The organism is Mycobacterium sp. 5-140-3-2 (assembly GCF_035666375.1).
In the GTDB taxonomy this organism is placed as follows: Bacteria; Actinomycetota; Actinomycetes; order Mycobacteriales; family Mycobacteriaceae; genus Mycobacterium; species Mycobacterium intracellulare.
The window spans coordinates 4,727,272-4,741,983 of record NZ_CP142025.1; the positions used below are offsets into that span (position 1 = coordinate 4,727,272).

Sequence of the window (14,712 nt, forward strand, 5' to 3'; positions counted from 1 at the left end):
CCGTGACGGCTTTCAAATTTCGTGTCATGAGGGGAACCCAGCAATTGCCCACGCGCAGTAGCCCGTTCTTCACTTTGCGACTGCGGCTGGGCGCCAGCGATACCACCTGGCTCGCGCCCATCGACCCGGAAGCGTTCCGGGCGTGAATGGTAACTGTTACGATCGGGCACCGTGGCCCGCTACGAATCTCCGAATAACGGTGGCGATGACCAGATTAGCTATACAAATCTCGGCCAGAGTCGAAACCAGCCGCGTCTCACCCCTTGGTATCGCAGGCGCGTGGTGTTGTTAGGAGCGGTCCTCGCGATCCTCATCGCCCTGATCACCTGGGGCATCGTCGCTCTGTTCACAGGCGGCCAGGGCGGCAGCCCCTCCATAACGACAACTACGGCAACTACCGCGCCGACCACCAGCACGTCGGGCGGCTTTCGGCTGCCGTCGCTGCCGTCGGAAATCACCCTCCCATCACTGCCGTCGAAAATCACGCTGCCATCGGAGATCACGCTGCCGTCGCTGCCTTAGCCTGAATCCACCGGGGGCTGGTGTTAGCTGACGCCGACTGGTCTGATCATGATTTCGACGGACGGCGTGCTGTATCCGCTGGTCTGCCCGGCTTCCTTGTTGCTCCGCTCCGGCCTTCTCGGCGATCGTCAGGCGGTCAGCCGTGGTGGGCGCTGTCCGATCATGTTGCACCACAACGTCAGCCATGCGTCAGCCCAGGGCCAATGGCTGAGCAGATGCAGAAGAGGTCGGCGTTGAGGTCGGGTCAGGCGGGCCGAAACGTCGACGACCTTGTGGCGCAGTGTGGCGTCCCGCGCGACGGAGTTGCGGTTGATCCCAGCTTGCGGCAACGCGCGGCAGGTTGTGGGCGAAGGCAGCGGGATCGGATCCTGTTGGCGCCGAACGCTCCAAGGGCGTCCGCGCCAGTGGTCCGTTGATCAGGTCGGCGAACACACGCGCAACTTCGGGCGTAAGATCAGCCGCCGACCTCCAATCATTGGACCTCCTGGGACGCGTTGTGTAGGAACGTGCCCATAGGCTTACGGGTCCAAATGCCCGGGTGCCCGACTCGCACTGCTGTGTGGTACCAGCATGTTCCATGCACCCGGCTGGAACCGTGCCGAACGCGTTGTTGAGCCGACGAGAAGCGAGCACACTGCCGTTCTCTGGTGGTCGTTCAGACTGCGCGGTGTAAACGTTTCGCGTCGCGCGAGCCTGGTTCACGACAGATGCAAGGTGTCGTCAGCGGCTTCCGGCGGCCCACGTTGGTGTCGAGGCTTCGCTTCGGACACCCGTTTGCTCGCTGCGGTCAGAAGCCGGCGGGTTGTTCGACGTGGCCGGCAGGCTCGACCTCGATTGTGGAATGGGTTACCCCGTAGCGTTCGGCAAGGAGTTGGCGGCTTGAGTCCAGCACAGCGTGCCAGTTGGCGCCATCGGTTATCACCACGTGTGCGGTTGCGGCCTCCATGCCGCTGGTGACCGTCCAGATGTGCAGGTCGTGGACCTCACGGACACCCGGAATTGCGGTCAGGTCACGGGCGGCGCCGTTGACGTCGACTCCGGGGGGTGCGACCTCCATGATGATGCGCAGCGCTTGACGCATGAGTTGCCAGGTGCGCGGAAGGATGAACAGGCCGATAGCCGCGGCGACAATGGCGTCGATATAGCGGAATCCGGTGATTGCTATCACGATGGCTCCGACGATGACGCCGATCGAACCGAGCATGTCGGAGAGCACCTCCAGGTAGGCCCCCTTGACATTCAGGCTCTCCTTGGCGCCTGCGGTGAGCAGCCGAAAGGAAATGATGTTGACCGCCAGCCCGACCGTGGCCACGATCAACATCGGCACACCCAGTACCTCTGGCGGCGCGAGGAAGCGCCGCACCGCCTCATAGAGGACGTAAAAGGCGACGCCAAATAGCAACAGCCCATTGATTACTGCGGCCAGCACCTCCAACCGGTATGTGCCATAGGTGCGCTGGTCTGCGGCCGGCCGCTTTGCCATATAGATCGCGGACAAGGCGAGCCCGAGTCCGAGCACATCGGTACCCATATGGGCAGCGTCACTGATCAGCGCCAGGGACCCGGTGACGATACCGCCGATGACCTCCACGATGGCATAGGTGGCGGTCAACGCGAATGCGATCATCAACGGTTTCTGATGGCGTTCACCGGCGCTGCCGATGCGCAGCCCGTGCCCGTCACCATCGGGCCGGCTGGGAGTGGGCTCCATAGTGTTATCGCGCTTGCTGGATGAGCTCATCTGGATGTCTCCCGCGTTTAGCTAAATGACCACTACATATTTCACGCTAGCGAGCTGAGGGTCGTCGCCGTCGCCATCTCGGCAAAGTTCACCCGCCATACTGCCAGCAGCGGGCGCAGAAAGCAGGTGGGGCCAAGGCGGGGTGAGTGCCAGCCCGGTGCGCTTCGCGCCACACGGCAAGCGAATCCAGGAAATAGCCGACCGGACAGCCGCTTGATACCAGTAAAGAAAATTCTCACACCGCAGGTCAGAGGCGGTCCGGCCCGGTTGGTACGAGCGGGGTGGCGTCGCCCTGAGCTAGGATCAGCTTCCCGGGATCATGCTGGCAGTGGGGCGGGGCTGCGGAGTCGCCGGCCGTTCAGTAATGCCAGGGCGCACGCGGAGGTCGTTGCTGATGGGCGCTGCTGTGGTGGCGGACGGAGGGCGAAGCGTAGCGACCGGCGCGGACGGGAGCGTCAGCGGACGGGAGCACAGGGAGCGAAGCGAAGCCCGCAGGTGGCCACTGGATGCGTGCTGGTTACACGCTGTGTTCGGTGTGCAGGTGTGGGATGGGGACTGCGAGATGACGGTGGGCCTCGTAGGCTGGCTGGTGTGAGCGGGGTGCTGGCAGAGCGTGCACGGTGGGAGGCCGAGACGCGGCTTGCTCGGCAGCCTCGGCGGTTGGCGCATGTGCGGGGTGTGGTCGCGGCAGCGGGGCAGCTTGGCCGACATTTCGACGCCGAGACTGCTGATTGTCTGGTGGCGGCTGCCTGGCTACACGATATCGGCTATGCGCCGTCGGTGCGCCAAACCGGTTTCCATCCCCTCGATGGCGCGATGTTTGCCCGATCGGCAGGCTTTGGGGAGCTGGTTGCGTCGTTGGTGGCGTTTCATAGCGGAGCGCGCGGGGAGGCATGCGAACGGGGCGTGTCGGGCTTATCGGCATTCAGCGAGCCTCCCCGAGAGGTGTTGGACGCGTTGACGTTTTGTGATTTGACGACTGGACCTGATGGTTCTGCGGTGTCGGTCGAGGATCGGCTCAGCGATGTCTTGGCACGCTATGGGCCCGATGATCCGGTGCATCGGGCTGTTGATGCCGCGCGGGAGGAGTTGCTGGCAGCGGTGGGCCGGGTGCGCGGCTGGCTGTGAGACCAGCTCAGCCCAGATAGGGGCGGTCGCGGTGTTGCAGGTAGTGGTCGATGCGCAGTCGCATCGAGGGGTGCATATCCAGCGCGGCGATGTCGTCGGGGTGGCTCCAGGTGATGTCGGTGCTTTCGTGGTCGATGGCCAGGGTGCCGCCGAGCACGGTGGTGGTGAAGCACAGCGAGAATTGTTGGCGGACTTCCCCGTCGGAGAATGCTACGACGTGATGGGGGTTGGTGTAGACGCCAACCAGCCCTGTGACTCCGACGTCGAGGCCGGTTTCTTCTTTGACTTCGCGCGCGGCGGTGTCGGCGATGGTTTCGCCGATGTCGTGTCCGCCGCCGGGCAGTGCCCATAGGGTGTTATCGCGGCGTTTGACCAGAAGGATGCGGCCTTGTTCGTCGGTGACGATGGCTGAGGCGGACGGGACCACGCTGTTGGGTTGGGGGGCGTTAGGGTCATTGTAGTAGTCGGTCCGCATTCCAAAATCAACCTTTCCTGGTCAGGGCGGTGGCGTTGTCCCAGACACGGTCAAACGCCTGTTCGAGGGTGGTCCAGAGGCGTGGTTCATGGTGGCGGGACAGCACGAGCAGAGGGTTGTTGCGTCCCGGGGAGCCGTAGATGTGGAAGTTGACGATCATGGTGTCATCGACGCGGAAGATTGACGTGTACAGCGTGCTGTCGTGGGTGCGGATGTGTAGTCCCGGTGTGCCCGTATATGGGGTGAGGAGTTCGACGGAGGTGCGACAGCGGGCGATGACGGCTTCTCCGATGCCTTCTTCGGCGCCGCGGATGGTCATGGCGGCGCTGTCGGGGTCTCCGGTGAGAAAACGGACCTGCACGCCGCGCTTGGCGGCGTCGAGCAGGATATCGAGGAATCCGTCGAGCGTGTCGAACAGGAACGTAGCCGCAATCACCAGAATGTCGATGCCGGTGCTCGCATGAGCGAAATGCTGCTTCCATGCGGTGATCGGTAACTGGGTGCGGCTGGCGTAGAGCGTCGCGGTGAATGGCGCACTGGTGATCGTAGAGAGTGTGCTGATCGTGGAGGGCGGGAATTGGTTGGGCCACAGGTCGTGTGGAGTGCAGTCGAGTGCGTCGGCGGCGCGGCGGGCATTGTCCCCCCGGACGTTGAGATCGGTGTTGGACAGCCAGCGTCGAACGGTCTTGAGGTCCACCTCGATCGCGCGGGCGAACTGAGCCGGCGATAGCCCCTTGGCGTGGAGTCGTTGTTTGAGCCGCTCGTTGGGCATCATCGCGAAAACCGGGCAATCATCGGCACTTTCCATGGCCCCTCGCACAGACCTCCCGTGTCGATGCCGCCGCGTGTGGCGGCCTCGGGTTCCAGTGTGCCATGACGGCGGCGACTGGCCCGGTGTCGGGCAATGCCGGCGGTTATGTCCCTGCCTGTGTCTGTAATGCCCGTGGCCGTGTCGGCAACGTAGGCAAAGGTCCCTGGTGATGCCTGCTGTGTCCGCGTGAACTGAAATCTGCGCCTGATCGGGCGTGTACAGATCACGAAAGGAACAGCAGGACAATGCGTTTGAGAATTGATACATCCGGGACGCGGTTCATTGTCACCAGGGCGGCCGAGCCGCGGCTGAATTTCGACACCGGCAGCCCCAAAGTCGACACCGCGACCGGCGTACCGCTCTACGCTGCGCAGCTGCTGGCGTTGGATGACACCGGCGGCGAAGTACTCAATGTGACCGTAGCCGGTGACCCGAAAATCGGTGTGACACAGCAGGTATCGGTGTCAGGACTGGTGGCCATCCCCTGGGCTCAAGGTGACCGCAACGGCGTGGCCTTCCGCGCCGACGCCATTACCCCCACGACCGGCGCCGCTATATCCAGCGAACAGGCGCGCCCGCAGAAATAACCCGATTGTTGGGGCGCGGCGTGGGCGCCTGTCGCGCCCCAACACGGGACTGTTATCGCCGAAACTCGCGGAAGGCACTTGTCATGGCATCAAACAACAAGCACACCAACAGCTCTGGGTCGACTCAAGGCGACTGGTTCGAAGATCTGATTCTGTCTCTGGCCAAGGCCATGGGGTACCTGCTGTGGTGGTCGATTCTCTTCCCCGCCATTAGTATCCCCATCATCGCCAGTCTGGCGGTCGCCATCACCCACGGCCCACAGCCGGGCCTGATCACCGCCGTCGCGTTCGGTGCCGCGTATGTGGGATGGGCATGGCTTGACCCGCGGTCATTTCATGCCTGGGTGACCGAACCGGTGCGGCACCGCTGGCTGACCTGGTCGCGCTACACCCGCACCTGGGAATCGGTGTGCATCTTGCACGGACTGACTGCCCGCCTAGGTGAATGCACCCTCGTGCCAACCCTGCAGTCGGTACACATCGGCAAGACCACCGACGTTCTGACGCTGCGGATGGTCACCGGGCAATCCCTGATTGATTGGCACAAACAAGCCGACGCACTGGCCGCCGCCTGGCGCGCCGACCGGATCACTATCCGTTCGACCGCACCTGGAGAGCTCCGCATCACCCTCATGCGCGGCGACGTGCTGGCTGACCACGTCGACCTGCCCATAGCCACTTCGACAACCTCAGTGGATTTACGGGCGGTGCCGGTCGGGATCACCGAAACTCGCCACTGGTGGTACCTGCCCCTGTTGGGCCATCACGTGCTGACAGCTGGGGCCACCGGGGCCGGCAAAGGCAGCGTGTTGTGGTCACTGATCGCCGGGATTGCCCCCACCGTGAAAACCGGGCTCGTGCGGCTATGCGTGATCGACCCTAAAGGGGGCATGGAACTGGGCGCCGGGGCACCGCTGTTCACGGTGTTCACCCACGACGCCACCGACACCACCCTGCGCCTGTTGCGCCAACTGGTGGAGGTGATGCACGCCAGAGCAAACCGGCTGCGCGGCAAGACCCGTCTACACACCCCCACACCATCCGAACCGCTATTCGTCGTGGTCATTGATGAGATTGCCGCGCTCACCGCCTACGTCACCGACCGCAAAATCCGCGCCGAAATCGAACAACTTCTCGGTCTGCTGCTCTCCCAGGGCCGGGCCGTGGGGATTAGTGTGGTGGCCGCGGTGCAAGATCCGGCCAAAGAGACACTGCCCGTGCGGCAACTCTTCACTGTGCGCATCGGGTTGCGGCTGACCGAAGCCACCCAAACCACCATGGTCCTCGGCCAGGGCGCACGCGACGCCGGCGCTGAATGTGACCGTATCTCCGATGCGACGCCGGGTGTGGGCTATGTGCTTATCGACGGCAGCGCCCAACCGCAACGGGTGCGAGCCTTCCATGTCACCGACCACGACATCACCACCCTCGCTGCGCGGTTCAGCGCACCAGTTCGCCGGTACGGCGGTGACACGCCACGCAATGCCAGCAGTCCCGACTTGGGTGGGGATCGTCCGTGACGATGGCCATCACACCAAAGGGTGCCATGGTGTTGCCCGGCGTTCCTGATTCGATCGACACCGCTGCTGTGGTGGATCAGATGGTGCGCCGCGCCTCCTCATTCGGATATGAAACATGGTGGCAACGAGCAGAATCCGTCGGCTTCTGCGCCCACCCCATTCAACTGGTCAGCACCGATGAATACGGTCGGGATCGAGTGGTATGGACACGGTGCAACAACCGACGCGCCCACATCTGCCCCTCATGCTCAGACCTCTACGCCCGCGACACCTGGCAACTCGTACACGCCGGCGCCGCAGGCGGCCACCACGACATGCCCGCCGCGGTGGCGCACCGCCCGCAAGTATTTGTCACCCTCACCGCCCCCAGCTACGGGGCTGTCCACACCACCACGAAGTCAAGGGACAAGGACCAGCAGGTATGCCGCGGCCACCGTCGGATTGGTGGATACCGCCGCTGCCCGCACGGAAAGCCCTTATGGTGCAGCACCACCCACGACCATGATGATCCACACGTCGGCCAGCCACTCTGCCGAGAGTGCTACGACTATGCCGGGCACGTGCTGTTCACCTGGCACCTTCCCGAACTATGGCGCCGCTTCACCATCGCCCTGCGACGCGCGCTACGCAAAGAACTGAAAGCCGCCACATGCGACCTGGATACGGTGCGGGTCAGCTTCATCAAAATCGTCGAACTGCAGGCCCGCGCCATCCCGCACATCCACGCTCTGATTCGCCTTGACCCCCACGACGATCCCGATCAGACCGAGTGGGAATCACCGATTAGCGCAACAGACCTCGCCAGCATCATTCAGTACGCCGCCCGCGCCGTGACGCTCACCATCCAGGACCCAACCGCCGACAGCGCCGTGCGGACGATCATTTTCGGCACACAGCTCGACACCCAGCCCATCAGCGCATCCTGTGAGCCGGTGACGAGTGCCCCAACAGAACAGAATCCACCTACCGGCCGATCGCTATCCGGCAGACAGGTGGCGCGCTATCTCGCCAAATACGTCACTAAATCAGTGGCCGACCTGGGGATCAACGCACGCCGTCTCTCAACCGAGGCGATCCCGGACTTGGATGTGTCTGAGCATGTGCGCGCCATCCTGACCACTATCAGCGAGCTCGCCGACCAAGGGCTAAGCGGCATCAGACGCTGGTTGCACACCCTCGGGTTCCGCGGCCACATCACCAGCAAATCCCGCCGTTACTCCACCACGATGACCTCCCTACGTGAACGCCGCGCTACCTGGACTCGCGAACAACACTCGAAAAGCACTGCACGCCAATTTGGTTCAGGATCGAGTGACGATTCCGCTAGCCCCGTTGATAATGAGGATCTGGTGGGGTGGGAGTTTGACCGCGCCGGCCATGCCAGCCTCGGTGAGCGGACCTTGATCATCAGTGCCTCACTACGGCGCATTCAACAGCGTCATACCGCGCGCGAGGCACAACAACCGCAGCGCAGCGGCTTTCCTGTCGAGGTGCCCGATGGCTAGCTTCCCGGCGCACGCCGCGAGCCAGCGGAGTGAGAAACCCTATAGCCGTGAAGAATTCACCGCCTGGCTGATCAAATCCTGTGAGCGCCAACAACTCGCAGTCACCATCGCCAACCCCGCCATCCTTGCCGACATCGCCACTTTGCTGCGCTGAGCTCACAGCCGACACATCCGGGTGCTGGCCACGAAAGAGTATCAACGTTCGAGTTGTTCCTTGCCTGGCCATATCAGCGCAATCCGTTGGCTGACAGTTGATGTCAAGGCCGTGCCGCCGGCGGTCAACCAGGGGTTGAGCCTTGACGCCAAGCGTCAGCCAACACACACTCGACTGCGACCAGGCAACAGGACAGCCGTGATTCAGCGACCGGTTCACTACGCGATGCGCACTGGCCAGTTATCCGGGTCGCCCGGGACAGTGTGCGATGAGCTACCACCCCGATACCCGACCCGACGCCCCAGTTTTGCCACCGCGACGGGCGCTCGTGGTGCACGAGCGCCACATGCCAAGGTCGCTGGATACGACACCGAAGCCAAGACCCGAGATGGTCTACCTGATGGACTAGAAAGACCCGGCCTGATGGACTAGAAAGACCCGGCGCGTAGACGAAGCAGCGCAGCCATCGTCGGGGAACCCAATTATACCCGCCTTCCGCAGTACCAGTCAAACAACTGTGTGCCCCCATCCGCAAATATAGTTGTTTGACTTTCCCTCGGTGTTAGAGTAAAGAAATGCGTCCTACGTCGGTGCCTGCACGCCTGGTCGAAGCCGGAGTGCCGGTGGTCACAGGCGATGCCCGCAGCATCACCTACCGCGATGGCAACCACGCGGTCACCGCCGAACTCGTCCTGGCCGACCGAGTGTCGTCACCAGCATCCGTGCTGGGCCGCGATCGCCGCCCCGGCCACCGGATCTTCCTCATCTGCGAAACCATATCCGAGGAGGCACGTTCAGCTCTGCTGGCCGACACTAACGTGGACCTCAGCGTCGCCAGCACCGGCGAACTGGTGCTCTCCGGGACGACCTATCGTGCCCCCGTGGGGGCGCGCCCACACCGAGGCGCAGGCGAACGTAGCTGGCGGCGGCGCGCGGCCGAGCGGGTCTGCGTGCTCACCCGCGAGCACCTGCGCCAAAGCGACCTCGCCGCGGCCATCGCCGTCAGCCAGCAGGCGGTATCGAAGATGGTCGAGAAGGAGCCGCTGCCAGATACCCCCATGGCGCCCGACGCTCGTCGGGAGTCGCTCGTCGAGCTGGCGTCAGTGCCAGCCGATGACGGAGTCGTTGAGACCTACTGGTACGGGATGGACCCCGTCACCGACCAGGTCCGCAGCGCGATCCGGCTCGGCGCAGAGCTGACCGTGCCGGTGATCGCCGGCGGTGAGGTCGCCGCCGACGTGCTGGCGCCGTGGCGGGTGCCGAGACACGGCCTGGTCTACGCCCAGGAGCTGATCGACCTCACCGACTTCGGTCTGGTGCAAGCCACCGCTGAGGAAGCAACCTTGACCGTACGTGTTCCTGCCGACTCGACGGTGTGGGCGACCGCCGCGTGGTGGAACCAGCTCACCGATGTGCAGCATTCCGACATCATCACCGCAGACCCGGTGGTTGTCCTGCAGGATATGAACGCCGGTGCTGATGCTGGTGACGGCGCCCTGCAACGACTCGACGACTGGATCGCGGGCCGGTGACCGGCGCGGTATCGGTCATCGTCGCGTGCACCGCCGTGGCCGATGACAACGGGATGCGCGCGCTGCACGACGTGTTCACCGTAGCCGCTGACCTGGATTACCGCGTCATCGGCGGCCACATGGTGCGGCTGCTACGTCATGTCTATGACGTGCCGGGAATCCCGCGGGTGACCTCCGATGCCGATACCGGAATTGACGAGCAGGTAGCTGTCGCCGGCGACTTGCACGACCAGCTCACTGCGCTGGGCTACACGGACACCAGCGGAAACCGATACGAGCTCGGTGGGCAGGCGGTCGATCTCCTGGTACCCACCGAGGCCAAGGCGGGCAAGCGATACCTCGGGGAACGGGCCTTTGACGGGGCGCCCGGATTGCGCCTGGCGCTGGCGTCACCGCCGATCCAGGTCGCGGTCACAGCGCGGCTCACCGACGGCACCTATCTGGAATTCGAAGTCCCGCTTCCCGACGTTGAGGCCGCGTTCGTGATGAAGATGCTGGCATGGACAGTGCGGCACTCCGACCGCGACGTGAAGGACATCGAGACGATGCTGGAGATCGTTGCGTCGCAACCGAAGTACCGCGCTTCGCCGTGGCGGATGCATGATCCCGCTGTCACCAAGTTCGGTGAGCGCAAAGACGCAGCTCGGGCAGCGGGACGGATGATCGTCAGCCCGCCCCGGCTAGTTCCGGCCCGGGTGCGGGTTCTGCTTCGCCAGCACGTCGCGTTCGCGCCACGCTGACATTAGGACCCCTCTATCAACATAATTTGCTGCCACCTTCGAGCATCTTTCGTCTTTATTTTGACGTGCGGTCGCTCTGCGGTGACTTGAGACGGCTGTGCCGTCAAATAAGGAAGGGCGACCAGCATGGCTGACACAACATTTGACGAACCGCAGCCTCCAGCCGCTGGCCTTGCACTAAGCCAACTCGATATTCCTCGTGACTAGCTGATCAGCAAAGGCCAGGCCGGCTTCAGCGGGCTCGATCACGTGACGGCGTATTAACGGAGCACGGAAGGTTGTCGGTGTGCACGTGCACGATGCCGAGCATGAGGTTGGTACCGATCAGCGGCTACACCGACTGCAACGGCCGCAGGGTGCCGCCGTACGTGCAGCGGCGCCGAGCGGCGGCCCCACGCTTGGGCCAGCAGGACGCCCTGCGAGCTGCCCAGGTCATCGACGGTCGGCGCAGCGGGTGGGGTGCGGGGGGGTCCGTGGTCAAGGGTGCGACCAAGCTGGCAGCTACTGCGGCGGGCGTGCTGGTGGCCGGATGGGCGCTGTGGCAGGCGGCTGGGCAGGTGCGCGAGTTCACCGGTGACCGTTTGGAGAACCCGGCCCCACTGGCGGGATCCTCATGGTTTGCCACGGCCGGTGTGGTGTGCGAGGCCACCGGCCGGTTCGAGGCCGTCGGTGCGCTGCCAACTCGCAGACGGTCTGCGCCGTCAAGCCGTGAGCGCTAACCCGTTGTGCGAGAGCAAGTGGTACGGCGCCATCGTGGCGCTACGCGCGGGCGAGGGGCCCACAGTCGGTGTGCGCCGACGGGCCACTCGGTGCGCCCTTGTCGATGGAGGTGCTCGATGCCGGCCAAACCGCCACGTACGGATCGCTGGGTGCCGCCATGCTCACCTGTCGCTCCCTGCGCAACGGCGGGGTGTACTGCTATGACCAAGGCAGCGGACGAGGGTTCGAGTTCGGCCCGACCGGTTACCGATTCGACGATGCATTCCTGGGCCAGGTCGCGCATAGAGATGGTGTGCGGCAACATAATTGATGATTGGTGGGCTGTCCTTTGCGGGCACAACGCTGGGACTTCCGTCGCAAAAGAAACGAGGTCGAGGTGGACATTGGGACACACAATGGTGACGGCGTGCCGCCCGACAGCGGGCGGGTGATTCGAGAAGAATTGATCAAATATATGGCGGACACACTGCGCGACCTGCCCGACCAACAGCGGGTGTTCCTGCACCTACCCCGCGCGCGTGTGGGCACGGAATGGTCACAATGGATGGACCACGCCCAACCGACAACGCACGGTAACAACCTGGGCTTCACCGTGGGATATGTGTTCTACCCCGGCGGAGAATGGGACGCCTCAACGGTATGTGAGCGGCTGCAACAACTGTGGCGGATGTGGGGATGGACCGCCACCCTGGGACTACCCCCGGTCGGAGACGGCTACACGCTCGTCGGCCGCTCCTATGACGGCTACGAGTTCACCCTGTACGCCGCACCGCAACGACGCGGCTCCAGCCTGGAAATCGTGTCGCCACACTTCGATCCCGGCACAGGCAATACGAGGGTCACCATGCCGTTCGCGGTCACCCCCTTCGGGGAACTGTCGCTACCCCAAATATGGGCAACCCACCCAGAACTCGTCAAATGGTGAGCACCCACGCCAGCCGAACTGGGATCTCTCCGTTGAACTCGATGGTATGCAAGCGGATTAAAGTTCATACCGAATCGCTGCCCGTCTCCCGGCCGAGCGAAGTAGCGGTAACTCCACCTGACGGTGGATGGAGCCGCTGGCGCGTCACCGACACGATGCAACATTCGCAGTAAAATTTCTACAAGCAATGTAGTATGTACAGCATGCAGCTAGAGCGGCACGAGGTCGATGCTTTCGCCCAGATCCTATTAGCGGCATACGTCGGTGCGGCCGCCGATGCGCGGACCTTCACCGCGGAATGGGGTTCACCGCCCACCCGGATGGATAAGTCGCATCGATTCCGCTCAATCGCCCAGGCGCAGATTGCTCAGTCGGATCAATTCGCGCTGCACCAGGAATACATGGAATCGGGACGCGTGCAAGTCACCGACATGAGCACGCGAGATTCCTACCTGATCCGCAGCAAGGCCGCGATCGACATTGAGGAAGCCCTTTCCGGGGCCGAACAACTTGTCTTGTTCGAACCACCGCGCCAGAATCGTAGCGGACACCCCAAGCTGCTCGCCTACACCTTCGAACGGGGCGGCATGCGACTGTGGGCCTGTGCAACCAAGCGGATGGTCAATCGGCAGCGACTGGTACCCGCAGGAGAATTGGACCACGTTGGATTCTGGCCCTTCGCGGCCGATTCGCCGCCAGACGGTGGCGGCGACTTGAAATTTGACCAAGGCGAGAACGATCCGTTCGATGACCTCGGCGAGGATTTGGACTTCGGGGAGGCAGACGGCCTGTGAACAGGCTGCGAGCATTCCGCGACATCGAAGGGCTCAACCAGGGCGACCTCGCAGAGATTCTCGGCCTGTCGGTACCAATGGTGTCAGCGATCGAAAGCGGTCGCCGAAGCTTCGGAGGCGATCTCGCGGCCCTGGGTTACCGCAATGATCGACTGAGCTTGCCTGACATGTCCGAACCCATTCATCGGGCCCGAGCGTCGACATCGGTTGCGGCAAAGAAGCGGGCCAAGGAGCTTCTCCGGTTGGCCGGCGAAGTCTTCGGCGAGTTGCTTAACGTCACGCCGAAGGCCCCCGATATTCTCCTGCACCGACATGGGCCAGGGGCCGGCCCCGATGAAATCGAGGAACTGGCCGGCGACATCCGTGCTGTGCTGGGCCAGGAGGAATCGGGGCCCATCCGCAATCTGACCGCGCTCGTCGAACGCGCGGGGATCTGTCTTGTGCCGATTCCTAGCCTTCCCGGGCTAGACGGCTTGTCCGCGTGGGTGAATGGTGTACCGGTCATCGGTCTCAATCCCGCAGTTCCGGGCGATAGGTTCCGGTTCAGTTTGGGACACGAATGCGGCCACTTGATATTTCACGATCGTCGTCACGATTCCGTGGAAAGCGAAGCGAATCAGTTTGCAGGTGCACTGCTGTTTCCGCGTGCAGATTTCGACGCCGCGATGATCGATAAGCCCAAGTTGGCCGACTTCATTCAGTTGAAGAGTTCATGGGGCATGTCAGTGGCCGCGATCATCTACCGCGCACACGAACTCGACTACATCGACGATGCTCGCTACCGTGCCCTACAAATCCAGATGTCGAAGTGGCGCCGAACCGAGCCCGGCGAATTCAAACCTGCGACAGGAACACTATTTCAGCGCCTCGTTGAGGTCCACGGAGGCACGCAGGACGTTGCGAAACGCCTCGGAATCAATCCCAAACACCTTGCTGCAGTCGTGAACTGGAGCCACCTTCGGCTAGCGTAAACACGATGGCGACAGCCCGATAGTCAATCCCCGGCAAATCAAGGCCGGCGTTCAATGAAGCTATGGGGCACTTCAGTTTTTCACTCCGGTCACCGGAAGATCCATTTCAGGAGAACCAGTAGACCTCATACCGGTGTCATGCAGCGCGCCAAGACTCAAGAAGACTGCCCGCGCAAGGTCCAGAAACGGGATGCGCTTGTGGCCAGGGAAAGGGTTGTATTAGGCCAGATTCCGTGCGCTGACCGATTCGTCTACTGTCCGCTCCAATGGGGCAGGCGGGCTGTCCGAGTTCGAACAGTGGTTCGACCGACCGGAGCTAGGCCTTGACCGCTCAGCAGACCCAGGCACACGGTGGCGGTGCGCCGGGGAACGAAAGCACACCCACCATCGGGTGCGTCACCGAGGTGGACACCCCGACAGCCGCGGCGGCGCTCAGGCTGTAGCGCCAAGGATAGCTGAGGCCGCTCACCAGCATTCGTGTCGCGACTGCTCAACGAAATGCGTTTGGCGGACATGTCGGAGGCAACCGCTAGCATCCGCAGCCAAAGCCGAAGCGGCACGGGCGATCACTCCCAGCATGCTTGACG

16 protein-coding genes are annotated in these 14,712 nt (G+C 63.2%); 13 read left to right on the forward strand and 3 right to left on the reverse strand.

What is annotated here, in order from left to right; all coding sequences use genetic code 11:
• Positions 1-171 precede the first annotated feature (171 nt).
• Positions 172-522: a hypothetical protein gene (locus P6281_RS22105; protein WP_225325533.1), complete on the forward strand. Its 351-nt coding sequence runs from the start codon at positions 172-174 to the stop codon at positions 520-522.
• Between the two features lie 787 nt (positions 523-1,309).
• Here the strand turns inward: P6281_RS22105 and P6281_RS22115 are convergent.
• Entirely contained in the window at positions 1,310-2,233 is a 924-nt protein-coding gene (locus tag P6281_RS22115) for a cation diffusion facilitator family transporter (protein WP_008260765.1), read from the reverse strand.
• A gap of 621 nt (positions 2,234-2,854) precedes the next feature.
• Here P6281_RS22115 and P6281_RS22120 point away from each other — a divergent pair.
• On the forward strand, positions 2,855-3,391 hold the full coding sequence (locus P6281_RS22120) for an HD domain-containing protein (RefSeq protein WP_036429517.1): 537 nt from the start codon (positions 2,855-2,857) through the stop codon (positions 3,389-3,391).
• Between the two features lie 7 nt (positions 3,392-3,398).
• On the opposite strand, the gene P6281_RS22125 is transcribed toward P6281_RS22120, so the two are convergent.
• Positions 3,399-3,866 carry an NUDIX hydrolase gene (locus tag P6281_RS22125; RefSeq protein WP_008260777.1) on the reverse strand — a complete coding sequence of 156 codons (468 nt, stop codon included), beginning with the start codon at positions 3,864-3,866 and terminating at the stop codon, positions 3,399-3,401.
• Positions 3,867-3,873: 7 nt separating this feature from the next.
• The gene (locus P6281_RS22130) at positions 3,874-4,674 is read right to left on the reverse strand and encodes a helix-turn-helix domain-containing protein (protein ID WP_008260779.1); all 801 of its coding nucleotides are present in this window, start codon (positions 4,672-4,674) and stop codon (positions 3,874-3,876) included.
• A 248-nt stretch (positions 4,675-4,922) separates the two neighbouring features.
• On the opposite strand from P6281_RS22130, the gene P6281_RS22135 reads away from it, so the two are divergent.
• The 11 genes from P6281_RS22135 (at position 4,923) to P6281_RS22185 (ending at position 14,125) form a co-directional block, all read left to right on the forward strand.
• Positions 4,923-5,264: a hypothetical protein gene (locus P6281_RS22135; protein ID WP_008260780.1), complete on the forward strand. Its 342-nt coding sequence runs from the start codon at positions 4,923-4,925 to the stop codon at positions 5,262-5,264.
• A gap of 83 nt (positions 5,265-5,347) precedes the next feature.
• Positions 5,348-6,784 (forward strand): FtsK/SpoIIIE domain-containing protein, encoded by a 1,437-nt coding sequence (locus tag P6281_RS22140; protein ID WP_014942901.1) that lies wholly within the window; start codon positions 5,348-5,350, stop codon positions 6,782-6,784.
• 2 nt (positions 6,785-6,786) lie between these two features.
• Complete coding sequence (locus P6281_RS22145) at positions 6,787-8,289, forward strand: replication initiator (RefSeq protein WP_310917267.1); 1,503 nt, start codon at positions 6,787-6,789, stop codon at positions 8,287-8,289.
• On the forward strand, positions 8,282-8,443 hold the full coding sequence (locus P6281_RS22150) for a hypothetical protein (protein WP_008260783.1): 162 nt from the start codon (positions 8,282-8,284) through the stop codon (positions 8,441-8,443). The genes P6281_RS22145 and P6281_RS22150 overlap by 8 nt, the downstream gene beginning before the upstream one ends.
• A 623-nt stretch (positions 8,444-9,066) precedes the next feature.
• A complete protein-coding gene (locus P6281_RS22155) occupies positions 9,067-9,975 on the forward strand; it encodes a hypothetical protein (RefSeq protein WP_170320627.1) in 909 nt (302 codons plus the stop codon).
• A complete protein-coding gene (locus tag P6281_RS22160) occupies positions 9,972-10,715 on the forward strand; it encodes a hypothetical protein (RefSeq protein ID WP_008260785.1) in 744 nt (247 codons plus the stop codon). Before P6281_RS22155 ends, P6281_RS22160 begins: the two co-directional genes overlap by 4 nt.
• A 308-nt stretch (positions 10,716-11,023) precedes the next feature.
• A complete protein-coding gene (locus P6281_RS22165; protein WP_041321066.1) occupies positions 11,024-11,434 on the forward strand; it encodes a hypothetical protein in 411 nt (136 codons plus the stop codon).
• A 104-nt stretch (positions 11,435-11,538) separates the two neighbouring features.
• A complete protein-coding gene (locus tag P6281_RS22170) occupies positions 11,539-11,745 on the forward strand; it encodes a hypothetical protein (RefSeq protein ID WP_008260788.1) in 207 nt (68 codons plus the stop codon).
• Between the two features lie 66 nt (positions 11,746-11,811).
• Positions 11,812-12,360 (forward strand): hypothetical protein, encoded by a 549-nt coding sequence (locus tag P6281_RS22175; protein ID WP_008260789.1) that lies wholly within the window; start codon positions 11,812-11,814, stop codon positions 12,358-12,360.
• Between the two features lie 203 nt (positions 12,361-12,563).
• Positions 12,564-13,154 (forward strand): hypothetical protein, encoded by a 591-nt coding sequence (locus P6281_RS22180; protein WP_225325531.1) that lies wholly within the window; start codon positions 12,564-12,566, stop codon positions 13,152-13,154.
• Complete coding sequence (locus P6281_RS22185; RefSeq protein WP_008260794.1) at positions 13,151-14,125, forward strand: ImmA/IrrE family metallo-endopeptidase; 975 nt, start codon at positions 13,151-13,153, stop codon at positions 14,123-14,125. The genes P6281_RS22180 and P6281_RS22185 overlap by 4 nt, the downstream gene beginning before the upstream one ends.
• Positions 14,126-14,712: the final 587 nt, after the last annotated feature.

Bases quoted from the DNA above. Each gene is read 5' to 3' on its own strand.
- P6281_RS22115 (WP_008260765.1), bottom strand. From the start codon at position 2,233: ATGGAGCCCACTCCCAGCCGGCCCGATGGTGACGGGCACGGGCTGCGC.
- P6281_RS22125 (WP_008260777.1), bottom strand. From the start codon at position 3,866: ATGCGGACCGACTACTACAATGACCCTAACGCCCCCCAACCCAACAGC.
- P6281_RS22130 (WP_008260779.1), bottom strand. From the start codon at position 4,674: ATGGAAAGTGCCGATGATTGCCCGGTTTTCGCGATGATGCCCAACGAG.
- P6281_RS22135 (WP_008260780.1), top strand. From the start codon at position 4,923: ATGCGTTTGAGAATTGATACATCCGGGACGCGGTTCATTGTCACCAGG.
- P6281_RS22140 (WP_014942901.1), top strand. From the start codon at position 5,348: ATGGCATCAAACAACAAGCACACCAACAGCTCTGGGTCGACTCAAGGC.
- P6281_RS22145 (WP_310917267.1), top strand. From the start codon at position 6,787: ATGGCCATCACACCAAAGGGTGCCATGGTGTTGCCCGGCGTTCCTGAT.
- P6281_RS22150 (WP_008260783.1), top strand. From the start codon at position 8,282: ATGGCTAGCTTCCCGGCGCACGCCGCGAGCCAGCGGAGTGAGAAACCC.
- P6281_RS22165 (WP_041321066.1), top strand. From the start codon at position 11,024: ATGAGGTTGGTACCGATCAGCGGCTACACCGACTGCAACGGCCGCAGG.
- P6281_RS22170 (WP_008260788.1), top strand. From the start codon at position 11,539: ATGGAGGTGCTCGATGCCGGCCAAACCGCCACGTACGGATCGCTGGGT.
- P6281_RS22180 (WP_225325531.1), top strand. From the start codon at position 12,564: ATGCAGCTAGAGCGGCACGAGGTCGATGCTTTCGCCCAGATCCTATTA.